Annotated in this window: 19 protein-coding genes and 2 tRNA genes; 5 read left to right on the top strand and 16 right to left on the bottom strand. The window is 40.5% G+C overall.

Annotation, left to right across the window (positions count from 1 at the left end):
- Complete coding sequence (locus A3Q3_RS0105865; protein WP_020182644.1) at positions 1-642, top strand: hypothetical protein; 642 nt, start codon at positions 1-3, stop codon at positions 640-642.
- Here A3Q3_RS0105865 and A3Q3_RS0105860 read toward each other — a convergent pair.
- Positions 639-3,113 carry a patatin-like phospholipase family protein gene (locus A3Q3_RS0105860; RefSeq protein WP_157355058.1) on the bottom strand — a complete coding sequence of 825 codons (2,475 nt, stop codon included), beginning with the start codon at positions 3,111-3,113 and terminating at the stop codon, positions 639-641. The two genes, A3Q3_RS0105865 and A3Q3_RS0105860, sit on opposite strands and share 4 nt — an antisense overlap.
- Positions 3,114-3,302: 189 nt before the next feature.
- Here A3Q3_RS0105860 and A3Q3_RS0105855 point away from each other — a divergent pair, with 189 nt between their 5' ends.
- Together A3Q3_RS0105855 and A3Q3_RS0105850 are read left to right on the top strand one after the other, a co-directional pair.
- Positions 3,303-4,307, top strand: a complete 1,005-nt coding sequence (locus A3Q3_RS0105855) for a nucleotide kinase domain-containing protein (RefSeq protein ID WP_020182642.1) — start codon at positions 3,303-3,305, stop codon at positions 4,305-4,307.
- 36 nt (positions 4,308-4,343) lie between these two features.
- Positions 4,344-5,234, top strand: coding sequence for a nucleoside triphosphate pyrophosphohydrolase family protein (locus A3Q3_RS0105850; protein ID WP_020182641.1), 891 nt, complete (start codon positions 4,344-4,346; stop codon positions 5,232-5,234).
- Positions 5,235-5,249: 15 nt separating this feature from the next.
- On the opposite strand, the gene A3Q3_RS14145 is transcribed toward A3Q3_RS0105850, so the two are convergent.
- The 5 genes from A3Q3_RS14145 to A3Q3_RS0105820 all read right to left on the bottom strand — a co-directional run bounded on the left by A3Q3_RS14145 (position 5,250) and on the right by A3Q3_RS0105820 (position 10,991).
- A complete protein-coding gene (locus A3Q3_RS14145) occupies positions 5,250-6,161 on the bottom strand; it encodes a hypothetical protein (protein ID WP_020182640.1) in 912 nt (303 codons plus the stop codon).
- A 254-nt stretch (positions 6,162-6,415) separates the two neighbouring features.
- A protein-coding gene (locus A3Q3_RS0105840) for an IS3 family transposase (RefSeq protein WP_369751682.1) occupies positions 6,416-7,566 on the bottom strand; the annotation gives its coding sequence in 2 pieces (ribosomal slippage) (positions 6,416-7,329 and positions 7,329-7,566; 1,152 coding nt in all).
- Between the two features lie 43 nt (positions 7,567-7,609).
- A complete protein-coding gene (locus A3Q3_RS13695; RefSeq protein ID WP_020182637.1) occupies positions 7,610-8,593 on the bottom strand; it encodes an integrase arm-type DNA-binding domain-containing protein in 984 nt (327 codons plus the stop codon).
- 539 nt (positions 8,594-9,132) lie between these two features.
- Positions 9,133-10,059: a retron St85 family RNA-directed DNA polymerase gene (locus A3Q3_RS0105825; RefSeq protein WP_020182636.1), complete on the bottom strand. Its 927-nt coding sequence runs from the start codon at positions 10,057-10,059 to the stop codon at positions 9,133-9,135.
- Complete coding sequence (locus A3Q3_RS0105820) at positions 10,056-10,991, bottom strand: retron St85 family effector protein (RefSeq protein WP_020182635.1); 936 nt, start codon at positions 10,989-10,991, stop codon at positions 10,056-10,058. Before A3Q3_RS0105820 ends, A3Q3_RS0105825 begins: the two co-directional genes overlap by 4 nt.
- A 281-nt stretch (positions 10,992-11,272) precedes the next feature.
- On the opposite strand from A3Q3_RS0105820, the gene A3Q3_RS0105815 reads away from it, so the two are divergent.
- Entirely contained in the window at positions 11,273-13,123 is a 1,851-nt protein-coding gene (locus A3Q3_RS0105815) for an ATP-binding protein (protein WP_020182634.1), read from the top strand.
- Positions 13,124-13,368: 245 nt separating this feature from the next.
- Here A3Q3_RS0105815 and A3Q3_RS0105810 read toward each other — a convergent pair.
- Positions 13,369-13,445, bottom strand: a tRNA-Met gene (locus A3Q3_RS0105810).
- 120 nt (positions 13,446-13,565) lie between these two features.
- Positions 13,566-14,651, bottom strand: a complete 1,086-nt coding sequence (ychF, locus tag A3Q3_RS0105805) for a redox-regulated ATPase YchF (protein ID WP_020182633.1) — start codon at positions 14,649-14,651, stop codon at positions 13,566-13,568.
- Between the two features lie 256 nt (positions 14,652-14,907).
- Between ychF and A3Q3_RS13690 the strand changes: the two genes are divergently transcribed.
- Positions 14,908-17,667, top strand: coding sequence for an EAL domain-containing protein (locus A3Q3_RS13690; RefSeq protein WP_232418376.1), 2,760 nt, complete (start codon positions 14,908-14,910; stop codon positions 17,665-17,667).
- Positions 17,668-17,720: 53 nt separating this feature from the next.
- Here A3Q3_RS13690 and pth read toward each other — a convergent pair whose 3' ends face one another.
- From pth to A3Q3_RS0105760, 8 genes are all read right to left on the bottom strand, one after another.
- Positions 17,721-18,296, bottom strand: a complete 576-nt coding sequence (gene pth, locus A3Q3_RS0105795; protein WP_026361778.1) for an aminoacyl-tRNA hydrolase — start codon at positions 18,294-18,296, stop codon at positions 17,721-17,723.
- 108 nt (positions 18,297-18,404) lie between these two features.
- A complete protein-coding gene (locus A3Q3_RS0105790) occupies positions 18,405-19,022 on the bottom strand; it encodes a 50S ribosomal protein L25/general stress protein Ctc (RefSeq protein ID WP_020182630.1) in 618 nt (205 codons plus the stop codon).
- 196 nt (positions 19,023-19,218) lie between these two features.
- Positions 19,219-20,154: a ribose-phosphate pyrophosphokinase gene (locus tag A3Q3_RS0105785; protein WP_020182629.1), complete on the bottom strand. Its 936-nt coding sequence runs from the start codon at positions 20,152-20,154 to the stop codon at positions 19,219-19,221.
- Positions 20,155-20,258: 104 nt separating this feature from the next.
- Positions 20,259-20,335, bottom strand: a tRNA-Gln gene (locus A3Q3_RS0105780).
- Between the two features lie 8 nt (positions 20,336-20,343).
- Positions 20,344-21,207 carry a 4-(cytidine 5'-diphospho)-2-C-methyl-D-erythritol kinase gene (gene ispE, locus A3Q3_RS0105775; RefSeq protein ID WP_020182628.1) on the bottom strand — a complete coding sequence of 288 codons (864 nt, stop codon included), beginning with the start codon at positions 21,205-21,207 and terminating at the stop codon, positions 20,344-20,346.
- Between the two features lie 87 nt (positions 21,208-21,294).
- A complete protein-coding gene (locus tag A3Q3_RS0105770) occupies positions 21,295-22,611 on the bottom strand; it encodes a carbonic anhydrase (protein WP_020182627.1) in 1,317 nt (438 codons plus the stop codon).
- Between the two features lie 92 nt (positions 22,612-22,703).
- The gene (gene lolB / locus A3Q3_RS0105765) at positions 22,704-23,294 is read right to left on the bottom strand and encodes a lipoprotein insertase outer membrane protein LolB (RefSeq protein ID WP_020182626.1); all 591 of its coding nucleotides are present in this window, start codon (positions 23,292-23,294) and stop codon (positions 22,704-22,706) included.
- A 57-nt stretch (positions 23,295-23,351) separates the two neighbouring features.
- A complete protein-coding gene (locus tag A3Q3_RS0105760; RefSeq protein WP_020182625.1) occupies positions 23,352-25,046 on the bottom strand; it encodes a lipopolysaccharide assembly protein LapB in 1,695 nt (564 codons plus the stop codon).
- Positions 25,047-25,210 lie beyond the last annotated feature (164 nt).

Raw genomic sequence — 25,210 nt, 5'->3', positions numbered from 1 at the left:
ATGCCGAAGGTGTATATTTATGTAGTAGCTCGCGATTTTGGTTTTGCGCCTAATCCATTTCACGGTTATTGCACTCTTGCAACTTGTAAACCGGATATTAGAAGAGTTGCTAACGTTAATGATTGGGTGATTGGTATGGGTGGCACCAGATTAAATGCTACTGGTAAATGTATATTCGCAATGAAAATTTCTCAAAAAATTACATTCAATGAATATTGGAATAACCCAATTTTTAATGATAAAAAACCTATACGGAATGGGAGTAGGAAAATAATTGTTGGGGATAATATTTACCACGAATCTCAGGGGGTGTGGCAACAGATAGACTCCCATCATAGCCACCCAGACGGCACACCTAATCAGCATAACGTCCGCAATGATACAAAATCAAATGCAGTATTGCTTTCAGATAATTTTTATTATTTAGGATCTCATGCAGCTCATATCCCTGATGAAATACTAGTAAAAATGGGATATAAAAATGGCCGTAAACATAGAGTATTTAAACTAGAAAATGCTCAAGAACTGATTTTATTTCTTGAGGACAATTTCAGACAGAACTACTTATACAGTAATCCTTATGATTTTAAAATTGCCGGTGCAAGATACTCTGCTGAAACTGACAAAGTGACAATTGATTAACTTTTGGTTGGTTCAAGCATATTACTTGCAAGTTGTCTAAACCATTCCTCAATATCTTTAGGATTTGAATTTTTTGTCAACAGTGCTGGTGAAAATACGCCCTCTGCTACATGTACTCCTAGTTGTCGATAAACTTCAAATTGTTCCTCGTCATAAAACTGGTCTATTGTAGACTGATGTGGAAAATCAGGATTTATCATTCGGTAGCGTTTTAATAATTCTGTTTCATCTCCTGTTAAAGATAGTTTAAGATAAAGCATCAAGCCTATTTCAGCTGGTTGATCAGTACCTTTAGAAGGATAATGAATTCTAAGAAGATGTGAGTGACTTCTACTAAATTTTGATTCAGGATTTAATCTGATATCATCAAATTTTGGCTCTAGTCGAATCCCAAAATCGATTTGAGCATGTCGCACAAGTGTTAATTTACCTTCAAAAGTTGATTGAGGATCTGATTCTCCATCTACGCAAACAATAAATTTACATCTTCTTCTAAGAAGCTCATATATACCCATATTTTCTATATGGCCACCATCAGACAAATTTAACCATTTACTGTTTTCGCTCATACAAAATCCAGTCATTTCGCGAAGCAAACATAAAAATCCCGGGGATTTAAAATACGGCTTTTTAAATTCATACTTCAAAATCCAATAACCTAATCTTACATTCAGAAGTGTTAAAAGTGCGGCAAGTGTTGGTTTAGATTTTGTTCCCATCTGTGGTGACGCAGCGGCTCCAGATATTGCCATAGCGGTTCCAAGATCAACTTTAGGGAGCCAACTCTCTGTTTTATGATATCCAGTGGCTGCTGAGCCTGACCAATACTTTGAAAATATAAAGAAGTCCCCTCTACGATCCCTTAGCTTTCTATTTATGCTTGATGGTAGATTTATTGTGGCATTAATCAAGTGGTAAGGCGCCCATTGTTTAGAATTTAGTTTGCTCAGGGGAATCTCTAAATCTTGAATAAAAGTTCTTGATAATTGATCGCGATACAATTTATTCAGTCCCGTTAAGTTAACATTAAGAAAAAAAGTAACTAGCGCGAATACGGCACCAATTATTAAAAGTATTGTATTTCCACTCCAATGACTCAAAGGCGACCAAAAAGATAAGGAATTATCCTGCTGCAATGAACCAAGTAAACGTAAGTAATAATAAATTGTGACTATTAGTAATGGAACTATTGCGCCAGCTAACCACACAATCCCATTAAGAATTATTTTTTTATTTGAGGGAGTTCCAAACAAAGGTAGAAATCGAACGATGGCTGGAATGCCAATGACCATGACTAACATATATAAAAGATAAGGCCAATGGAAACTTTGAAAAAATAATGAGTAGCCCTTTTCAACCAGATAAAAAGTAAAAATAACTAAGGTAGTTATTAGCTGAAAAAAAATAACCTTACGCCCGATTTTAACTGCTTTGTCATTATTAAGTACCATTCCGTATATCAATATTGAAATACTTATAAGTGCAGCACTAAAAGCAGAAAAAAATAGTAATTTTTCAGGACTATTAGATAATTGATTAACGGCATAAGCAACTAAAGATATAACGCTTAGTGGTCCGGTCCAATTTAGTAAAAGTCCTATGATCAAACCAATCGCCATCGACCAGCGCTGTTTTAGGTCGACTGAGCTTAAATATTTTGCATTTTGACGAACATGCCGAACATCGTCAGTATCAGGACCATACGGTTTTGCGGTTTTTTCGAAATCATTTTTACCGCTTACCAATGCGCTAAGAAAACTGCCAATATATCCACCACCCGAAACTGTCGATAAATAATCGAAATCTTTCATTAGGCGACGTTCAGCTAAAACTTGAACAACACCTAGACAAAAGGTTGCTGATCTAATGCCCCCTCCGGAAAGAGCCAAACCAACAGCATCCTTATCTTCCTCTTTTTTAATATTATAATTTGCGCGTCGAGCGACAATATCGTCGAATTCAAACTTATTGATTTCTTTTGCATTCGCTATGACATCATCGGTAGAGATGTCTATGCCATATTTAATTGGATGAAATATGCTTTCAATCTCATCTTTTGAAATTACTGGTGGGGTCAATTCATCCTTAATTTGTGTCTGATATGCCATCATCTGTAAGGCTAAAGAAAAATCTTCGAGCTTAATTTGTAATTTTGCGAGTTCAGATCTAAATTCGTTCGCGCCATCTCTAGAATCTAAAACTCCTGCTTTATACGCTCGATGCCATTTGGCAGTCATTGGCCTAATATCAACATTTAGTATGTTAGTTGTAATCTGCGCGAAATTTTGACAACCTGGGTAATCCTTTATTGCCTGTCTAGCAATCTTGAAAAGTTCATAAAGGCTTTCCAAAGCCCTAGCTTCAATGCCGTATTGATAAGGTAATGGTTGAACGGCAATTCGAGTGCGCAACTCTGTTAGCAGCCTATGAGCTGCAAGCTGATCAGGAGTGTATTTTTCTGGGCTGGCCATACTTTTGGAATGGGTCATATGAAATACATCCTTAAATTCATGTGGCGTTATAGTGGATAATTTTATGCTATATTTATTCGATATTGATTTTTAAAATTAAAATTCATTGCAACAAAAATCAATTTCTCAAGACAATAATATCCTTTGTGTTTAGTGGTAATCTTAAATTAATAGCGTAAATTAAGTTAGATGACAAAAAAAAATTCCACTGGCTTCTCCGTTTACAAAAAACTTGATTCTGCCATCCCGTCTTTAGCGTTTGATACTTATTGGAAATTTGCTGTAGAGCGGCAAAAGGTTTTTTTTGCGAGGATGAATAACAATCCTTTACCTTGGACAAATGATCCAATAATAGGTGAGTACAAATTTACTAATGCTTACCGAGCTTCCGATAGAGTAAGCCAGTATCTCATCAAGCAAGTAATCTACAATGGTGAAAAAGATATCAATGAGATATTTTTCAGAACAATTCTTTTTAAGCTGTTCAATAAAATCGACACTTGGGAGTTGCTGAAATCGCAACTTGGAAATATAAACTGGCATTCATATCAATATGAAAATTACGAAAAACAGTTAACGGCAGCAATGAGCTCAGGGGCAGCGATCTATTCTGCAGCATACATAATGGCTTCTGGCCATAAATTGTTTAATGTAGAAAAAAAGCATCAATCTCATTTAAAACTAATAGAAAAAATGATGAAGGAATCTTTGCCTGAGAGGCTGCAAAATTGCAAGTCAATGCTAGAAGGTTTTGAGTTATTAAAAAGCTATCCTCTCATTGGGGATTTTCTAGCTTATCAATTAATCACAGATATCAACTACACCGAAATTACAAATTTTAGCGAGATGGACTTTACTGTTCCGGGTCCAGGTGCTAAAGATGGTATAAGGAAATGTTTTAAATCATTGGGTGGACTATCAGAAACGGATATTATTAGATTTATGGCAGACAGGCAGGATTATGAATTTGATAGGCTTGGTCTAGAATTTCAGAATCTATGGGGCCGTAAACTGCAGTTGATAGATATACAAAATTTATTCTGTGAAGTCGACAAGTATTCTCGAGTTATGCATCCTGAGATAGCAGGGATTTCAGGAAGGATGCGTATTAAGCAAAAATTCAAAGAAAAGTGTGATCCAATTCAATTTTTTTATCCGCCTAAGTGGAACCTCAACACTAATTTTTCAAGTTAGACTTGTGGAAACTATTGCGGTATTGTAGAGGTGAGAATGCAATTAGACGATTATCAGAAACACGCCAACAAAACAGAGCAGATGCCCTTAAATGGGAAGGAAGACATTGAATCAATTTTGCTTCCCATATTAGGACTTGCAGGAGAAGTTGGATCACTATCAACACAGTTCAAAAAATTTATTCGTGATGGTGAGGCTTTCCAGATTTTTAAAGAAAAAATATCAGAAGAATTAGGGGATATTCTTTGGTATGTTTCTGCAATAGCTACAAAACAGAATTTATCACTCGAAGAAATTGCATCGAGTAACTTAAGAAAAATTAGTGATAGGTGGCATAGTCAATCTAGTACTATGTCTGGTAAGAAACTTTTTGATTCAGATTTAGATGCTAATGAACAATTCCCCAGAGTATTTGAACTAAAAGTAATTACCTCAAAGGATATAAATAATGTGCCGCATGTCCAGCTGTTTAATGGAGTACAGCAAGTTGGAAGCGAGCTAACTGATAATGCATATATAGATGATGGCTACAGATTACACGATGTATTTCACCTGTCATTTATGACATTTCTTGGATGGTCACCTGTTATGCGTAAGTTATTTAATTGCAAACGCAGATCAAATAAATTGTTGGATGAAAATGAAGATGGTGGACGAGCGAAAGTGATAGATGAAGCAATTGCTGCGATTATTTTTATCGAAGCAAAAAATAATAATTACTTTGAAGGTATAGAAACTATAGAGTATGGCATTTTGAGAACGATAAAAGATCTAACCGCCCATTTAGAAGTTAATAGATGTTCTATGAAGGAGTGGGAGGACGCGATTCTGATGGGGTTTAAAGTATGGCGACAACTTAAAGTTAGTCAAAATGGGATTATTAAAGGTGATTTAAATAATCGTACTTTAGAGTTTTTTCCTAATTAATAATTATTTACTAGGTTAAGGTAGAGCCTTCGAGTTTGAATTTTTAGGTAATGTGAGGGTGTCTTGGACATCTGGAGTTGTCGAGGTAGCAGGTAAAGCAGATGTAGGATATGTAAGAGGTGTAGTTGAAGGTATTGGAATAGTTAGTACATTTGGAAAGGATGTATCTTTTCTATAGGCAACATTGGCTTCAATAGCCTTAATTATCCAGCCACCTAATATAGCCTGAATAGAATTAAACGCAGCAGCTGCTAATAGAATACTTAATCCAAACCAAAAAATCCCACTTAAAATTTTAGTTTTAGCTACTAATGTAGATTGATTTTTATCAAGTTCTACTTGTGCATCTTCTAACCTTTCCATCTTTCTTTGCAACATCAGCGGTGAAAATACTTGGCCTGCCATATTTTGTATCAAATCGCTCCCAATTTCTTTACGAGTTTTTGACTTAGATGTATATGTTTTATTTGAAGTGCGATCCAAATCCGCATAAAATATTAAAAAGACTGGTTCCAATCTTTCAAGAATTATTGGCATTGGGCCAGCATTGTAAACGCCGAATATTAGTTTTCCTGAATATCCAGGGTCTACATGAAACCCTGAAACATTTACCAGACCTTTAAATTTATATTTAGATTTAATAGAAATGAATCCAATTGCATCATCTGGCATTGTCACAGTTTCAAAGGTCAATAAGAATGCGAACTGGCCGGGTCTAATGTTAAGTTGATTTTCTGATGAGTTAGCTGCAAGATTTTGTTTAATCGCAATCGAATTTTCATTATTTATTAAATCCTTACTTACAAATGCCTCATCACCTACATGCAAAGTATAGGACGCACAGTCGATAGACTCGGAATTAAATGGCTTAATAAGGTCGTATGTCTTTATATTTTCATGCAGTTTCTCACCACTCCAATAAGACATATTCTAAATTCCCATATTAATCAATAAAATATCCATACGCCTGTCTAACCACCATACTTTACAATTTCCCACATCATATATGTTTTTCTGGAGTGAATCTGCGCAAAGATTTAATTTCTCGGTAAATCTTTAACTCTTGTGCTTTTTTTGAAGATTCAAAATGAACATCTAATTGACTATTTTGTTTTCAATGAATTCAGCTATCTAATTCTTTTTGCCTAGCCTCAACTATTTTCACTGAATCGCCACTAATTTTATAGACACTCTTCAGCCGTTTTCTTGAATTGGTTTTCGTAGTCTATCGGAGATAGCAAGTTATTGGAATTATGACGTCGTTTTGAGTTGTAGAACAACTCGATGTAATCAAAAATATCCTGCCTTGCATCATCGCGATGATTGTATATTTTGCGTTTGATCCTTTCCCGTTTTAATAATTGAAAGAAGCTTTCAGCCACAGCATTATCGTGGCAATTTCCGCGTCTACTCATGCTGGACTCAAGGTTATGTGCCTTCAAGAATATATCCCAATCCTCGCTGGTGTATTGGCTACCTTGGTCAGAATGTATCAGCACTTTATGTTTAGGTTTCCTGCGCCATACCGCCATCAGCAATGCATCCAACACCAGCTCTTTAGTAATGCGCGATTGCATGGACCAACCCACAATGCGTCGTGAGAACAAATCCATGACCACAGCAAGATAGAGCCAGCCCTCATGGGTACGGATATAAGTAATATCTGTTACCCATGATTGGTCTGGCAATGTGGGATTGAATTGCCTATTTAACGTGTTGGGACTGGTTATATAAGGCTTGCCACCATAATGCCTAGGCTTACGGTAGCCCACCTGCGCTTTTAAGCCGTGTGCATGCATCAAGCGATAGACGCGGTTAACCCCAATACGCTCACCCAGTGCACGCATATCACTATGTACTTTACGATAGCCATATACGCCACCGGACTCTAGCCAACATTGCTTAATCAAGCCTGTTTGGCGTTGATCGTTCTTATGGCGAATTGAGTGCGGATGTTTTAACCAGGTATAGAAGCCGCTGGGATGCACCTCTAGCATCCTACACAGCCATCTTGTCGGCCAACAGTCCTGATGATCTTTGATAAAGGCATACCTTACTCGGACTGCTTTGCGAAGTATGCCGCGGCTTTTTTTAATAGATCACGCTCTTCTGTGACACGTTTCAGCTCTTTACGTAGCCGGTTGAGTTCAGCTTGTTCCGCATGTTTGGTTTGGTGGGTTGCTGCGTCGGGTCCGAACTTCTTCACCCACGCATAGAGGCTGTCAACAGTCACATCAAGTCGCTTTGCCACATCGGAGACTGTATACCCCCCTTCAGTGATTTGACGGACTGCTGCTAATTTGAATTCTTCTGGATATCGTTTACCGCTCATTTGTCGCCTTTCTTTGGTCGCCATTATTACGGCTCAAAGGCGTCTAGTAAACTAGTGGCGATTCACCCATCCGTTTTAGGGCTGCATTAATAGCAGCTTCACTCATAGGTCTCCTTGGTGAATGCCCACCTTGAAACACGTACACTCCATGCCCCGATAATGGATGTATGGTTCGCAGAATATCAACTGCTTGGACGGAGAGAGGCACTAGATGATCTGTTTTAGTTTTACTTACCTTGTAACGCCATTCGCCTAATTCTAAGTCGATATCCGCCCACTTAGCTTGTCTTAACTCGCTTGGGCGTACAAACACCAAAGGGGATAACTTAAGCGCACATTGGACAGTTAGAGTTCCAGTGAAGCCATCTATAGCACGTAGTAGTTCACCAATCTTCTTAGGGTCTGTAAATGCAGCCATATGTTTAGTACTTGTGGGAGGTAATGCACCTTTAAGGTCAACTGTTACATCCCTAATGGTGTAGCCGTTTTGAACCGCATATCTAAAAACTTGTCCTGTTGCTTGCAATGTTCTATGTGCGGTTTCAAGTATGTTTAACTTTTCTATACGCTTTATAGCCTCTAATACTTGAGGCGCAGTTATAGTTGAAATAGGTTTTTTACCGATATAAGGGAAAAGGTATAGTTCAAAACGTCTTATTACTTTGTTTTTATGACTTTCTGCTTTGTTTTTCATATGTGAAAGCCACCATTCATGAGCAACAATTTCAAAGCTATTAGCCCCATTTAATTTTTCAGAAGCCTTTGTAGCCTTGCGATAATCGCTAGGATTTACACCATTTGCCAGCAATGTTCTGGCTTCCCTATGTCTTTCTCGAGCTTTAGCAAGGGAAATATCTGGGTATACACCAAGCGAAAGTCGATTTTCCTTACCAGAAAACCGATATTTATAACGCCAATATTTTCCTCCATTGGGGGCAATTTCAAGATACATGCCACCACTGTCTGCGAGTTTATAAGGTTTGACTTTAGGCTTAGCGGATCTTATCGCTGTGTCATTTAATGCCATTCTAACTCCCTGAGGGGCAACTTAATGTGGGTGGGGGCATTTTCCCCAACATGCCCCGAAGGTTGCCCCTTATATTGTTGGATACATTTGGATGACAATAGACACTATTGGATATAAAATCAATAAAAAACCCGCACTTAGGCGGGTTTTTTATACTGTCATAATATTCCTAGGACAGGTATTTGGTGGTGAAAGAGGGACTTGAACCCTCGACCCCAGGATTATGAATCCCGTAACTACGTGCCTTGGAAGCCGCATGGAATATAGGGATTGCATATTAAGTCATTGTTAAATAATGGATAAATACAACATCCTTATACTTCTACATACTTTGACATACTCCTTAATACTTTTATTCTGTTACCTTTATGTTACCTATGGAGCAGTAATTCCATAGGCATTCACCATAAGGCTTTAGTCAATAATTAGCCTTGTTTTGTAACTAATCCCACCTCATCCAAATGCTGCACATTGTCATTCAAACAAAACAACTTAATATAGCAATCTAGTAGCTGCTCATAAACTCAATATTGCTTAAATCATCTACCAGATATCAACTTATTGTAATTTTCAGTTCCTACCATTCTAATTAATGAATCAATGAATTTTTCATCAATTCCATGTGCATAAGCAATAAGTCCACGAAGTCTATTTAGTTCATCATCAGGCATATTCCCATTTGCATATGTATTTACCATTGCTCTAATTTGTCTTTTCTTGTCACGGCCAACAGAGGGTTTGCCATCATTCGTTAAAACTAACCCTGTTAAATACCTTTTATGCTTTTTCGAAACAAAAACAGTTTTCTCTTCATTCAATTGCAAGTTAGGATATGGCAAATTTTTGCATAGTGTAATTATGAACTCGTGAACACTTTCAAGCACTTTAGGATTGTCAGTAGAAAATGCTAAATCATCTGCATACCTTGTATAGACCACTTCAATTTTTAAACAAAACTCAGACACAAATGTATCAAAATCATACATTACAGTATTAGAAACCATTGGTGAGCTTGGGGCCCCGATTGATAGTTTTAAGCTATTACTAACTCGATCCCTCCAAAATAGTAAACGACAAAGTAACCTTGCATCGTCAATGTCAATTTTTGCATATTTGATTAAATGTTGTAGATAATCATCAGCTTTAATTGAAGGAAAAAAATCCTTGAAATCCAATTTCAACAAATAGCGATTTTTAGCATGAGCTTGAGCATGTTTTTTAGTGTTAGATTCTGCAACATAAGCAGTTGCAGCACTATGAATAGGTAATTTAGCTAATATATTAGTAGTAGCCCATCTTTGAAGGACCTTGATTTCAGAAGTCGGCTGAGCAATAACACGAGTGCCTCGGTTATGTCTTTTTTGGATTTCATGGACTTTATATCTATGTGGAGCTGAAAGGAGTAATAATTGAATCTCCGATATGCTCAAAGGTAAGTCATTTTGAATGGCCGTAATTAATTTCATTTACTGGCTACTCCATGAACTTGAGCATAAGCTCTTTTTCGTAGAGCATCTCCATTTAAAAGCTCATACATTTGCAACTTGAAGCTTGTTCTATCAAACTTTTTCTCTGGGATCGCGGAGTTGTAATCTAAATAGTCAGTTTTATAACCCTTATTAGCTACATAATATTTATGTGTATTTATTGGAACTTCACTTACAAGTTCAAATAAAATTAATTGTCTTAAAATTCGCTTAATATCCTTTGTAGCTAGATTCATTCCCAAGTTAATTGCTAATGTATGTAATTCAGATACATTTACCGCACAAAATAAATCAATAAGGTCTGCAATCAATAAATATTTATCACGATTACGATTGCAATCAAACCCCTGTTTTTTATGACCCTTATCCAGCTTCTCTTTGAGTGATACAAGTATGTCAGGAATTTCCGTTGCAAATTCAGCAGGTTTTTCTAGTGTTGGAACCACACATATTGAATCACCACTATCATCATTTTCAATCTTTTTTATAGGACCAAGCTTAATAAATGAATCGCTGGTGTAATGCTCTTCTTCAACAACAATAAAAAGTAACCTTCTTAGATCATCGTCCATGCAAAAAGCACCTAGCTCTGCAAGTGAGCCAGGACTTTCTAAAAATAATACAATTGCTCGTGATAAACATCCTGCATCAGTTTCAAAGTCGATTAAATTTTGATAGCCCTCAAATGTGTTCCATTCTGGATAAGACTCTGGAATCTTTAATTCTTTTCCATAAGGAAATTTTAGTCTTAATGCTTCAGTTAAAAATAGATTTCGGCATGAACAATCAATAGCTAACTTGACATCTACAATGCCACCAAACACTAAAATTATAGGAGGGAGATATACAACATGAATTTTATTAGCTGAGATTGTTAAGTGAAAACTTTCAATCTCTTTTGATATAGACAAGTTCAATTACCTTAAATTAAGCACGAATCCAAAATTTTTGGATTGGGCTGCATTTTGCACGATACAAAAATTTTGGATTCGTGCTGTAAATTATAATCCACTGCAATTCAGTCTAGCGAAACGCCCGACATTGATAGCCAATACAAAAGCCACCTTCGCGTAATTGAATTTGCATTATGAATACAGTTGATTACAGATTCAAGATATATTATTCAATGGAAATTATTAGATTTAAACTAATACATTAATAAATACTAAAAACTAAGTTGCGAGAAAATAATATGAAAATATCTAAACTACAGCTTGAAAACTTCCGAGGTTATGATTTATTAGAGGTTAACTTTGACAAAAACTTTAATGTGATTATCGGAAGAAATGACATAGGAAAATCAACAATTCTTGAAGCTTTAGATATTTTCTTTGAAGGTGGAACAATAAAAGCTGACATTGATGATTGTAATGTTCATGCTACAGAAAGAGTGATGTCAATTTCCGTATCTTTTCTACCTGAAGATAAAGATTATACGATTGATACAGTACCAACCAATTTAAAGAGCGAATTCTTATTAGATAAAAATGGATTTTTAACTCTAAAAAAGCATTGGGATTGCTCAAAAGATAAACTTTCATCTACATCATTAAAAACTTATTTAGTTTCAAACTATCCTTCAATTATTACTGAACCTTTAATAAATGAAAAAATTACAGACCTCAGAAAAATACTTGATAGCTACAAAGATGTTTTAAATGTTGATGAAGTTAAAAGGAATACTAGCTCAGCTATTAGACAAGCAATTTATTCAGTGATTGACACATCGCAATTATCGGAAATTGAAGTGGCAATAGATAAAGAAGATGGCAAAAAAATATGGGATGCTCTTAAAAATGACTTACCTTTATTCTTTTTATTTCAGTCTGATCGTCAAAATAAAGATTCTGATAAGGAAGTACAGGATCCTTTAAAGGCAATTACTAAAACTGCAATTAGTCAGTTAGAAGATCGTTTGGAAGCGGTAAAGATTGAAATAATTAAAAAAGCTGAAGAGATTGGAAAAGAAACGATTGCTAAACTGAGTGAAATGAATCCAGAGATTGCAAGTATTCTTGCCCCTCAGATGAGTAGCAAAGCTTGGGATAGCCTATTCTCTTTTTCATTTAATTGTGATGATGGCATACCAATTAATAAAAGGGGTAGTGGAGTTAGAAGGTTAATTCTACTAAATTACTTTAGAGCTGAAGCAGAAAGAAAAAATACAGCATCAAAAAATATCATTTATGCGATTGAAGAGCCTGAAACATCTCAGCATCCTGATTGGCAAATTGAATTATTCAATGCATTGATTAAACTTACAGACAATCCTGCTACTCAGGTTATTACAACTACACATAGCCCATCTCTTGCAGGTTTGGTAAAGCCTGAAAAAATAATTTTTATATACAAAAAAGACAAGAAAATTGTTCTTGAATATGGCAACGAAAGTAATTTAGAAAAGATTGCTAAAACACTCGGATTGCTGCCAGATGTTTCTATGGTAATTAATGACCTTAGTATAAAAGCTATACTTTGCCTTGAAGGTCCAAACGATATCGAATTTTTTAACCGTTGTTCAAAATTATTTGAAATCGATCTTGAGAGTGAACAAAAGGTTTTAGTTCTTGCATTAGGTGGTGGAACATTAATGCATTGGGTTAATAAAAATTATCTAAAAAAATTGAATAAGCCAGAAATTCATATTTATGATAATGATGTTTCCCAATATCAGACAGCAGTTGATGAGATTAATTCTAGAGATGGATGTTGGGCAACATTAACCCAACTGAGAGAAATTGAAAATTATATTCATCCTTCGATTTATAAACAGGTATATCCTATAACTGAAGACTTTCATGATCCAGCTTTAGATTGGCAAACAGGTTGGAAGCAAAGAGATATTCCCAAAGAACTTTCTGTATTTCTTAGAGGACTTAAAGCTGCTGGAAATACAGCTATATCCAATGAAGCTGCAAGCTCAATTAAATGGAAACTTTCCAAAGATGGGGCTCAACTTATGACTAAAGAGCTATTAGTTGATTTAGGTGTTTATAACGAAGTTGAAGGATGGTTTAACAAAATCAAAGAGAAAATTCAGTAAAGTTCACAAGTCAGTGGCACACCTATAGAAAATGTTATCCACCGTTTGCATTGAACAATGGGCCCGATTCAATGAAGTTTGAAACGTTTGTGGTGTGTAAATCTAGGGATGTTTTCTTAGGAATAGGTCTATTTTTCAATAATAAATTCAGGTATTTATCCAGAATTTGTTACCATTGTGTTACCTATGGAAAAAAGACAAAGGGCCTCCGAAGTGGTTACTATCCTCGGAAGCCCTTTAAATACTGGTGGTGAAAGAGGGACTTGAACCCTCGACCCCAGGATTATGAATCCTGTGCTCTAACCAGCTGAGCTACATCACCGGTAAACTGGTTGCTTTGATTTAAGCAAGCCCGCAATTTTAGTGTTTTACGGGGTGGTTGTCAAAGCAAAAACACTTAAAATCCGCTTAAATGCTTTCTAAAGTGTTCGATTGCCTGCCACTAAACATTAAAGCGGAAATGCATCACATCGCCATCTTGCACAATATACTCTTTGCCTTCTAAACGCATTTTGCCAGCTTCTTTTGAGCCTTGCTCGCCTTTGTTTTTAACGTATTCATCGTAAGCAATGACTTCTGCACGAATAAAGCCACGTTCAAAATCGGTATGAATCACGCCGGCAGCTTGCGGTGCAGTCGCGCCTTTTTTGACTGTCCATGCGCGTACTTCTTGTACGCCTGCAGTAAAGTAAGTTTGCAGGCCGAGCAAATCATAAGCGGCGCGAATCACGCGGTTCAAACCAGGTTCATCTTGGCCGAGCTCTTGTAAAAACAGCAGCTTGTCTTCATCATCCAGCTCAGAAATCTCACCTTCAATTTTCGCGCAAATGGTGACCACTGGCGCACCTTCGGCTTTGCCTAGTGCAACCACTTTGTCCAAATGAGGGTTGTTTTGAAATCCGCCTTCGTCCACATTGGCAAGGTACATCACAGGTTTAACCGTAATGAGGCACAGCGGCTTTAATAGCTGCAGTTCATCAGCGTCTAACCCTAGCGTACGCACGGCTTTTGCTTCGTTTAAGGTTGGCAGTACTTTATCTAATACTTTCATTAATGCGATGGCGTCTTTGTCGCCGCTTTTGGCTTTTTTGCCTTCGCGTTGCATGGTTTTTTCTACGGTTTCCATGTCGGCGAGTGCGAGTTCGGTATTAATCACTTCAATGTCAGACAGTGGATCCACTTTATTGGCGACATGGATGACGTTGGCATCTTCAAAGCAGCGTACTACATGTGCAATGGCATCGGTCTCGCGAATGTTGGCCAAAAACTTATTGCCTAAACCTTCACCTTTAGATGCGCCTGCCACTAGCCCGGCAATATCTACAAACTCCACAATCGCGGGCTGTACTTTTTGCGGTTTCACAATATCAATCAGTGGTTGGATGCGTGTATCCGGCACTTCTACAATGCCTACATTGGGCTCAATCGTACAGAATGGGTAGTTTTCTGCTGCAATACCTGCTTTGGTGATGGCGTTAAATAGGGTGGATTTTCCAACGTTGGGGAGTCCAACAATGCCGCATTTCATATGAATAACCTTAATTGTGTTGTTTGAGACTTATGCTTGAATAGCAATGCGCAAAAGCCTATTGACGTAAAGTGCGTTATTTTAACCTTTTCGTTAGTTTGTCGCCAAAATAATTATTTGCATAAATAAGTCGCTAAGATGCGCTAACTTGGGGCGAAAATACTTTTAACCTGTTAAAAATTTGCGCATAATGCAATTCTAGAGTGCACAACAATATCGGATAATGTTAGGGCATATGCTCAATCACAAATGGATTATGCAACGCCATGCTGATGCATGGTTGCCTTGGGTTTTTCTATTAGCGGCATTGCCCATTACTTATTTGATTTGGCAGAATGAAAAACATAACGCCTATGTTGAGCAAGAAATCCGTTTTGAATATCACGCAAAAGAGGCCACTGGCTTAATCAAACGCCAATTGCTAGAGTTTGAGCATACGCTGATCGGCATTCAAAGTTTCTTTCGCGCTTCTAATTTTGTGAGTGAGACCGAGTTTAATGATTATGTAAGCGTGCTATTACAGCCCAATCATTTGCCCGGTTTGCGCAGTATCGCGTTTGCACGCTATGTCGATTCTACTCGCCCCGAAACGTATGAAACCTTGAGCACTGAATGGCAATCGCTAGCGGAGCGAATGCAGCCAAAGGAAGTACGCACATTCTATGCACCTATTGTGTATGCGGCGCCTAATTCATCCTTGCTGATTGCTTCACGGCAAACCAAAACACTGCTAGATGCGTTGGGTGAGATGCCTATCCGTGAAGTGTTTCAAAAGTCGGCAGATTTGAATACCGTCATTGTGTCCCCTGTAATGCAATCGATTCAGGGTACCCAAGTCAATGATTGCTTTTTAATGCAATTGCCCATTTATCAAAATAACACCACTAATAATAACGTGACGTTACGCCGTGAGCATATCTATGGCTGGGTATTGGCCACCATCAATAGTGAATTGTTTTTTACAGAAGCGATTGCCCCAGCGGAAAATGGATTGCTGGGATATGCCGTGTTAGATGGCGCCGAGAATAAGCAACATGGGGCTATTTATAAAACGCACGAGTCACAGTTCCAAAACAAGTCAGTCAGTGCCATGTTTTCTAAACAGTACACTATCAAGGCCATGGGTTACGAGTGGGAGTTACAGGCAAAATCATTACCAAAATTTGAACAAAATTTAGACTACAAACGGGCTAACCAGATAGGGTTGCTAGGTATTTTTATTTCTTTTTCGTTAACCGGGATTTTATTTTTACTGGCAGCCAGAATCCGCGCAGCTGAGGCCATGAATAAGGTGAACAACCAGTTAAATGCGAGCGAGCAGCGCTGGCAGTTTGCGTTAGAAGGTGCTGGTGATGGTGTATGGGATTGGGATATCAAAAGCAATCAAGTGGTATTTTCTAAACGCTGGAAAGCGATGCTTGGCTTTGAAGAGTCCGAGATTAAAGATGATATTGAAGAGTGGAAAAAGCGTGTACATCCGGAAGACTATGTAAGCGTGATGCAGGCGCTTGATGCAACTTTAACGGGTGCCAATGATGTGTACTCAAACGAGCACCGCGAGCAGTGTAAAGATGGCAGCTGGAAATGGATTTTAGACCGTGGCATGGTGGTCAGCCGTGATGCCAATGGTTTTCCGGAACGTATGGTCGGCACGCATGCCGATATCTCTAGCTTAAAGAAATCGGAAGAGGCGATTTGGCAACATGCCAACTTTGATTCGCTCACCGGCTTGCCTAATCGTCGTATGTTTTATGCGCACTTGGATCAGGAAATCCAAAAGGCCAAGCGCTCCGGTCTAAAAGTAGCACTTATCTTTCTAGATTTAGATGGCTTTAAAGAAGTCAACGATACCTTAGGTCACGATCAAGGCGACGTGTTGCTGAAACTCACAGCGGATCGTTTGGTTGAGTGTATGCGTGGATCCGATGCTGTCGCCCGGCTAGGTGGCGATGAGTTTGTGCTGATTATTGAAGATATCGGTCATGAGGATCTTAATCATGTGGAAATAGTGGCGCAAAAAGTACTGCAAACCTTGTCGCAGCCTTTCCAGCTATCGTTTGAAACCGCCTATATTTCTGCCAGTATTGGCATCGCGATTTTTCCGGATGATGCACTCTTGATTGACGACTTGATGAAAAGCGTCGATCAGGCGATGTATGCCTCCAAGCAAAAGGGCGGGCGTTGTTTTAGCTACTTTACTGCGCGAATGCAACAAGTGGCGCAACATCGCATGCAACTGTCGAATGATCTAAGACAGGCGATATTGCATGATCAACTCTATTTGGAATACCAGCCGATTATTGATTTGCATACTGGGCGTGTACACAAGGCGGAGGCTTTGTGCCGCTGGCGTCATCCCACACGCGGCGATATTAGTCCGGCAGAGTTTATTCCGATTGCAGAAGATACACGCTTGATCTACGAAATTGGTGACTGGGTGTTTAGAGAGGCGCTTAAGCAAGCCGTGCATTGGCGAGAGCATCTCTCTCCCAATTTTCAGGTGACGGTGAATAAATCGCCTATACAGTTCAATAGTGAAGATGATAAGGCACATGGCTGGATTGATATTGCCAAGGCAGAGCATTCGCCAGGTAAGGCTATTGTGGTGGAAATTACCGAGCGCTTATTGCTCGATCCTTCTAGCGAGGTAAAACAGCGCTTAAAAGCATTTCAAGAGATAGGCATGCAAGTAGCGCTAGATGATTTTGGTACCGGCTACTCTTCATTGTCATATCTTAAAAAGTATAAGATCGACTATTTGAAGATAGATAAATCGTTTGTCGCTAATTTGTCAGAAGGCTCAGATGACTTGATTTTGTGCGAAGCCATCATCATGATGGCGCACCGTTTAGGCATGAAAGTGATTGCGGAAGGTATTGAGACGCCACAACAAAGAGCGCTGCTGATTAGAGCCGGTTGCGATTATGCGCAAGGGTTTCTGTTTGCTAAATCGCTGTCGGCGAAGGATTTGGAAGCCTACACACTGCAGCAGAACCAAGCCGCACTAGTACAATAAACGGCGTAATATTTGCATGCGTAAACCGCATGTGGCTTAACCTGAACTCTACTCTAGGCCTTGGTATGCAATGTCAGCATGGCCTGCTCAAACTGACCTGCAAGCAACAGTGTAAGCAACTTACTGCTTTGGTACAAACTTTCATCAATGGCCGTCTGCTCTGCTTTAAGTGGCGGTTTCAGCACAAAATTCACTACTTCATTGCGGTCACCCGGGTGGCCAATGCCAACCCGTAGCCGCCAGTAATCGGGTGTGCCCAGCGCTGCGTGAATATCTCGCAGGCCGTTATGCCCGCCATGGCCGCCCCCTAATTTAAGCTTGCTTGTACCTACAGGCAAATCTAGCTCATCATGAATGACTAATATTTCTGCAGGTTTGATTTTGTAATAGTTGGCGATGGCCGCTACCGCTTTTCCACTTGCGTTCATAAAGGTATTTGGCTTTAGTAACCATGTGTCAGCTTGACCACTCATCTTGCTGGTTTCACCAAACATCTTTGCGTCTAGCTTAAGCGGGCTATTGGTTTGTTGGCTGATTAAGTCAATCCACCAAAATCCGGCGTTATGACGGGTGGCCACATACTTTTCACCGGGGTTGCCTAGGCCTACAAATAATCGAATTCCATGCATCTGCAAACATACTTTCATGTATGAGTAAAATTGGGCATAACACCGCGAATACACAATAAAAAACGCGCACTTAGTACTAAGTGCGCGTTCATTTTACAGCGGTTTAGCTTAAGCTGCTGGTGTTTCAGTCGCTTCTGCTGCGTCGTCAGATACGCCGCCACGTGTCTTAGCAATTGCTGCAACAGCGGCATCATTACCGTGTGCTAATTGCACAAACTCAACACCTTTTGCCAATTTGATTTGTGACAAGTGCACTGAGTGACCCATCTCCAAGTTGGCCAAATCTACTTCGATAAACTCAGGCAAGTCTTTTGCCAAGCAGCTTACGTCAGCTTCGGTCAAGATATGTGCAACAATGCCGCCACCTAATTTCACGCCAGGTGCTACGTCTGCGTTAATAAAGTGGAAAGGCACTTTCACGTGGATTTTCTCTGTGGTTGAAACACGTTGAAAATCGATATGTTGAATCGTGTTACGTACTGGGTGCATTTGGTAGTCACGTAATAGAACGCTTTCTTTTTTGCCATCTAAATTCAAATCTAGAATAGAGGCGTGGAAAGCTTCATGACGGAATTGTAAAAATAATTCTTTATGATTTAATTCAATAGTAATCGCGTCTTTACCACCACCATATACTACACCTGGCACACTGCCAGCACGACGTAGACGGCGGCTCGCACCCGTACCTTTAACGTCACGTTTGACTGCATTAATTTCGATACTCATTTGAAACTCCTAAATTTACTGCTAAGCCTTTGGGGCCTTACTGCGTTAAAAACTGTTCTCCGCGACCAGAAAACAGGGTGAAAAAGTTAACGCATCCAAACTGACTGTGTCGATTGCGACTAGCCGTACTAGTTGTACTTTCTGCGGCTTATCTTCTTGTCATTTTTGATGCGTTAACTTTTTAATTCGTTACAACTTAATCCATAAACAAAGAGGAAACAGATTCCTCTTGGCTAATGCGTTTGATTGTTTCTGCCAATAACGGCGCTACGCTCAATTGGCGGATTTTTTTACAGTTCATCGATGCCAAGTTAAGTGGAATGGTATTGGTCACGACCAATTCGTCTAACTCTGAATTGGTAATGCGTTCCGCAGCGCTACCAGAAAGAATCGGATGTGTAGCATAGGCCAATACTTTTTTAGCGCCTTGTTTTTTAAGGGCTGCTGCCGCTTCACATAGGGTGTTCGCGGTGTCGACCATGTCATCCATAATCACACAGGTGCGGTCGGCTACTTCACCAATAATGTTCATTACTTTGGCTACGTTTGGTTTTGGACGGCGCTTATCAATAATCGCCAAATCAGAACCCAGTTGTTTAGCACATGCGCGCGCACGCACCACACCGCCCACATCTGGAGAGACAACCACTAGGTCTTTATGCTTTTGCATCAGCAGGTCGTCAATCAAAATCGGTGTCGCGTAGATGTTGTCTACCGGAATATCAAAGAAACCCTGAATTTGATCAGAGTGCAAATCCATCGTCAGTAAACGATTAATGCCCACACTGGTGAGCATATTGGCTACTACTTTTGCGGTAATCGCTACACGTGCAGAACGCGGACGTCTGTCTTGGCGTGAATACCCAAAATAAGGAATCGCAGCAGTGATACGACCCGCTGAAGAGCGGCGTAACGCATCCACCATGACCATGACTTCCATCAGGCTGTCATTGGTAGGGTGGCTGGTGGATTGCAGTACAAACACATCGCGCCCACGCACATTTTCCAGTAGCTCGAGCATGATTTCTCCATCGGAGAATCTGCCTACATCCGCGCGACCTAAGTCAATGCCCAAATGTTTAGCTACTTCTTGCGCTAAAACAGGATTGGCATTGCCAGTAAACACCATCATGCTGCCGTTGCTCAATGTGATAACCTTTATAAAAGAAGTTAGCTATATTGTACAAAAAATTTAAGCGTGTAAATTGATTAAATCTACACGCTTAAACATTTATTTGGCTGGGGAAGAAGGATTCGAACCTTCGCATGCCGGAATCAAAATCCGGTGCCTTAACCAGCTTGGCGATTCCCCAAAAAACTTTTAATCGGCTAATTTGAAGTGCGGGTGATAATTTAAGCCTTTAGCAATAAAACCATTGGTATTAGTAGGTTTTTTTGCTAAAAGTTCAGCCGCTACTTGCGTTGAATTAACCTTCACAAACACAGATGCCCCTGAGCCACTCATTCTTGCCTCACCAAACTGGTTTAGCCATTGTAGGGTAGTTGCAACTGATGGAAATTCTTCACACACTACGTTTTCAAGGTCATTTCTAAATAACTTAGAATTTGCTTGGCTTGAAAAGTCCGCTATTTTCAATGGTTTCGTGTCTCTTGTCAATCTAGAATTGGCAAAAATTTGTGCAGTCACGACATTCACTTGTGGCGTAAGCACCAAGTATGTCTCTTCGTCTGTCGTATTGGGTACGCTTACTGGGGTTAACTCTTCACCGATGCCTTCTGCCCAAGCGGTTTGCCCGAATAAAAAGAAAGGCACATCCGCACCTAAGCGTACGCCAATCTGCATCAGGGTTTGGCGATTTAAATGCAATGACCATAACTGGTTGAGTGCAAGTAACGTGGTAGCTGCATCCGAGCTACCCCCGCCTAAACCACCCCCCATTGGGATATGCTTTTCCACGGAAATATCAACCCCTAGTTTGCAGTGCGTGGCGTCTTGCAACGCGCGTGCAGCACGCACGCACAAGTCTTGCTCGGCCGGTACGTTGGCTAATTCGGATTGGCGCACGATTTGACCATCTTGGCGTACCGATAGGTGCAGAGTATCGTAAAAATCTAACAGCTGGAATACGCTTTGTAGCGTATGGTATCCATCAGGGCGTCGCCCTGTAATATGTAAAAACAGGTTGATTTTTGCGGGCGCCAAAAATGTGTGGTGACTGTGCATAGGCGCTTATTTTAGCGCATCTGCAATCTATGCAGGCTTAACGGTGAGTAATTTTTAGCGGATGATGCAGATAAAGGCTGGAGTCGCTTATTCCAGCACGGTACGGCCATTCAATGCTTGCGTTGGGCGATGGTTGGGTTTGCCAATCGCATCCGCGAATGCTTTGAGTTGTTCGCTAGAGGCTTGTCTTGGTGATTTCATGATAATCCAGCGTACGCCTTCCGTGCAGGGTGGCGTGGTAAGTGAGCCGCTGTATCGATAATATTGAGGATTCGTAGGCATCCAATCGCTTGGGGTCAGACGTGCTTTGAGTAGCGCGATTTCTCCAGCAGTTTTAGGCAGTTGTACCAATAGTTTTTCCATCGCCTCACTGGGGTCACCCGCTTTAAATAATACGCTCATCATGGCAACATTTTTTTTGTTGTCTACATGAAGGAATTGCAATTCTAAAGGATAAGACTGGCCGTTGATTTGGTGCTCACTAGGCGTGTGCACATCCATATATTTCAATTGGAAAGCAGATTTGTCCAACACCATCATATTGCCTTCTTTAAAATTTACGCGCATGCCATGTGGCAAGCGTTGAATATCTTTGGCAGTAAACTTCTGAATGGATCGAATCGGTTTGAGCGCTGCATGAATCGTGCTATCAAGCGGAGCTGGTGATTGGTTGAGGCCAGTGCTACAAGTGTTAAATTGAGCGTCGAGCTTACCCCATTGGTCTGGACCAGTTTTGCCTTCGTATGACCATTCTGCGGTTGCTTTGGCTGGTGCGGTCTTGCTGACATCAGCCTTTTCAGCCGCCACTGGTTTTTCTGCTTTTTTAGGTGAATCATTTTTAGGCGGCTCATTGTCGGCTTTTGGTGCTGTCTTCATGGGCGTTGCGGCAGCATTGCCAGCTGCGGGAGGCGCTAGATTGGTCATGGTTTCTTTTTTTGGATCTAGCCCCAGCGTTGACACAGGAGGTTGCGGTGCTACATTGGCAGCTGCATGACTGCTGGCCGATTTGCACACATAACGCATGGCAATTTCCACATCGGAATCTGGCTGTGGTTCAGTAAATTCAGCATTTTTGAGATCGACAGCGGCCGAGTACACTAACTCTTGATGTAAATATTGAAATACTTGAGTAGTCGCGGTTTTCTGCACTGCGCAGTCAAAATACCACAATGCTTTTGATAGGGTGTATTCCTTGTCTACGGAATCCGGATTTTTTTGTGGCGTTTTATACTCAATCTTCACCCAAGCTTTTGTATAAGATTCATGTGTCAGGACAGATTGTCTGTCCAGCATCAATCTTGAGTAAGTATTGTCTTTCAGTTTGACCCAAGTGGCGGCCTCGCTGTGTAGCGCATACACCAGCAGTAGTACACTGCATAATATTTTATAAATAGGCGACATCATCAATATACGGAATGATTGGATAGTCTATTATGCCAAGCTCCAGCAAATCTGAAGGAGAAAACAGGGTGGTGTTTTGCGCTTAGATTATCTAATTAGGGTAGTGCCGACCACTGTTCGATGACCAACCTGAGCTGCAGACTTTGGTTTTTAAGCGTAATTTTCTGCGGCAATACGGTGTTTAAGTAGGCGGTGTACTGCGTATATTCGATTTGCCAGCCTTGCTGCTCTAATTGCGTCAGCCTGCCCAATTCATCCCAGGCTTGATGCGTAATCGGCGCAGCCGTGGGCCTGCCGACAGCCCAATCGCTCAGGCCGCTTAATGGTAAACGCCAGCCCAATGTTTTCTCGGTGAGCGCTTCTACGCTTTGGGCTGAAACGGTTTCGCCTTTTGTGTTGGTCAGGCTGACTTCTGATGCGCTTTTGACAATATGTGCAGCTTTTCCACCCAGTGGGGTAAACACATCCATGGTGTCTTTGTCTTGTTGGTGTGCCCAAGTCACACTGCCGGAATAGCCTTTACCGTTGGCATTGACGGCAATTCTACCTTTAAGGTTAAAGGCTTGAATTTGCCCTAGACTATTCAGGTGTTGCTTGTGTGTTGTGCTATCGGCAGCTGGTTTGATGGCAGGCTGTGTCACACAACCTGCCAAGCTCAACAACAGTAAGGCGAGAAAAAAGCGCACGATAAACTAGCAAATAGGCAATGATTGAACGGTACGAATTAACGAATCACCGATGGCTTAAGATTTGAATTTCTTAGTAGTGGCCAATAACACATCGTTTTCTGGGTAAGCTTTAAGCGCTTGTTCCCAAATGCGTTTAGCCTCTTCTTGCTGGCCTTGTTTCCACAAGACTTCGCCCAAGTGTGCTGCAATTTCGGGGTCTGCTTGTATGGCATAGGCTTGGCGCAACTGTTCTACAGCATTCGGTAAATCACCTAAACGGAAGTATACCCAGCCCAAACTATCCATAATGTAGTGGTCGCCGGGAGATAGTTTAAGCGCAGTTTCAATCAAGGTTTTGGCCTCGATCAGCTTAATGTTACGGTCTGCATAAGAGTAACCCAGTGCATTATAAGCCGCGGCATAATCCGGACGCATTTTAATCAGCTTATACAAAGCGTCTTCCATCACGTCTAACTTGCCTGCACGCTCTGCTGCCATGGCAAAGTCATAGGTGAGTTCAGCCGATTCCGGAAAGCTGGTATTGGCTTTTTGCAGCAGATCAAATGCTTCCTGATGGCGTTTGGCATGCCCAAGTAGATTGGCTTCGGTTTGAATGACCGTGATTTGCTGTTCTACTGTTAAATCGTTGATGTCATCCAGCATGCTGATGGCGGCATCCACATTGTTGGTTCTGGCAACCACTTGCGCTGCTGCAAGGCGACCATCTAAATAAAGCTCGCCCGACTGGATTTTGTCGTACCAGTTGAGTGCGCGCGTATCATTTTTCTGCTTTTCTGCGGAGCGACCAAGATACAAATGCAATTGATCTGGCTCTTTAAAGCCATTTTTCAATGCTTGCTCAAAATATTGGTCTGCCATTGTGTATTCGCCGGACTCTAAAGATAAAAGCCCAACCACTGCGCTCACTTCCGGGCTACCTTTAGAGCTTTCCACTAGGCGGATAAACTCTGGTTTAGCCTCCTGAATTTTCTTTTGATTAACCAATGTTTTGGCGTAAGCCATGCGGACTTCGTTGGCATTGGGGTATTTTTTCAAGAAAGACCTGTAAAAATCCAGCGCTTTTTCCGGAGATTCTTTAAATAGCATCTGCCCGTGCATTTGTGCGCCAGGTTCCCAGCCCGGACGCTGTTTGTCTGCTTCAGCCAGTGCTGCCGTGGCTAAATCCATTTTATCGGCAAAGAAAGCGGCTTGTGCTACGGCAAAATGCGCTTCCGGCAATTTGGGATAAGGCTTGGCCAAGTCTTGTACGACTTCTAGTACCTCTTGTTTATCTCTTTGTTTGGCTAGCAGGGTATTGAGATACAAAAAGCCATTGGCACGTGTGTCTTCTTTTGTTAATAATTTTTTAATTTGTGGCTTGGCGTCCTTTAGGTTGCCGCTGGCTACCAGCAATTGGCTGGCGGCTTGTTGTGCTTCAGTTGAATTAGGGTCTAGTTCTGTCCATAAGGTGGAGGCTTGCAACGCCAAGGCGGGTTGGTTGGCATAAGCGGCTGCTCTAGCGGCACGCTCGGCTAATCGAGCATCACGTGTTTGTTTGGCTAAGTCTAAAAACAACTGGCTCGCCAAAGAGAGTTCGCCGCGTTGTCCTGCAATTTCACCCAGTAGGTACTTATATACAAACTCGGCATTGGCTTGTGTAATTTTGGGTTGTACTTTTGGTTGTACTGTAGAAGCGCTCTCAGCATAAGCGGCATGGCTACTCGCAAAACAAATCGCGAGTGTGAGAACAACTTTTCTAATGTTTGGCATCAAAATAATTCCTGTTAGGTTGGCTTGCAACGTTTAATGACGCATACGGCATCGGCGACAATGATGTTTAGTCCGTGACAGTTTATGCAAGTTCATCCATAATTAAAGGTTAGGCAATCATTTGTCAAATGATAGTGTTATGTTGCAACACTGCTAATTACGAC

Origin of the sequence: Methylotenera sp. 1P/1 (assembly GCF_000384355.1) — a bacterium.
Lineage (GTDB): Bacteria > Pseudomonadota > Gammaproteobacteria > Burkholderiales > Methylophilaceae > Methylophilus.
The sequence above is the reverse complement of the archived record's forward strand: the minus strand, read 5'-3'. Positions and strand labels throughout refer to the sequence as shown.

Excerpts from the sequence above, each read along its gene's own strand:
- A3Q3_RS0105815 (WP_020182634.1), top strand. The coding sequence starts at position 11,273 with ATGAAAATATCTAAACTACAGCTTGAAAACTTCCGAGGTTATGATTTA.
- A3Q3_RS13695 (WP_020182637.1), bottom strand. The coding sequence starts at position 8,593 with ATGGCATTAAATGACACAGCGATAAGATCCGCTAAGCCTAAAGTCAAA.
- A3Q3_RS0105770 (WP_020182627.1), bottom strand. The coding sequence starts at position 22,611 with ATGATGTCGCCTATTTATAAAATATTATGCAGTGTACTACTGCTGGTG.
- A3Q3_RS0105850 (WP_020182641.1), top strand. The coding sequence starts at position 4,344 with ATGCAATTAGACGATTATCAGAAACACGCCAACAAAACAGAGCAGATG.
- ychF (WP_020182633.1), bottom strand. The coding sequence starts at position 14,651 with ATGAAATGCGGCATTGTTGGACTCCCCAACGTTGGAAAATCCACCCTA.
- pth (WP_026361778.1), bottom strand. The coding sequence starts at position 18,296 with ATGCATGGAATTCGATTATTTGTAGGCCTAGGCAACCCCGGTGAAAAG.
- A3Q3_RS13690 (WP_232418376.1), top strand. The coding sequence starts at position 14,908 with ATGCAACGCCATGCTGATGCATGGTTGCCTTGGGTTTTTCTATTAGCG.
- A3Q3_RS0105865 (WP_020182644.1), top strand. The coding sequence starts at position 1 with ATGCCGAAGGTGTATATTTATGTAGTAGCTCGCGATTTTGGTTTTGCG.
- A3Q3_RS0105790 (WP_020182630.1), bottom strand. The coding sequence starts at position 19,022 with ATGAGTATCGAAATTAATGCAGTCAAACGTGACGTTAAAGGTACGGGT.
- A3Q3_RS0105860 (WP_157355058.1), bottom strand. The coding sequence starts at position 3,113 with ATGGCCAGCCCAGAAAAATACACTCCTGATCAGCTTGCAGCTCATAGG.
- ispE (WP_020182628.1), bottom strand. The coding sequence starts at position 21,207 with ATGCACAGTCACCACACATTTTTGGCGCCCGCAAAAATCAACCTGTTT.
- A3Q3_RS0105855 (WP_020182642.1), top strand. The coding sequence starts at position 3,303 with ATGACAAAAAAAAATTCCACTGGCTTCTCCGTTTACAAAAAACTTGAT.
- A3Q3_RS0105760 (WP_020182625.1), bottom strand. The coding sequence starts at position 25,046 with ATGCCAAACATTAGAAAAGTTGTTCTCACACTCGCGATTTGTTTTGCG.
- A3Q3_RS0105785 (WP_020182629.1), bottom strand. The coding sequence starts at position 20,154 with ATGATGGTGTTTACTGGCAATGCCAATCCTGTTTTAGCGCAAGAAGTA.
- A3Q3_RS14145 (WP_020182640.1), bottom strand. The coding sequence starts at position 6,161 with ATGTCTTATTGGAGTGGTGAGAAACTGCATGAAAATATAAAGACATAC.
- A3Q3_RS0105825 (WP_020182636.1), bottom strand. The coding sequence starts at position 10,059 with ATGAAATTAATTACGGCCATTCAAAATGACTTACCTTTGAGCATATCG.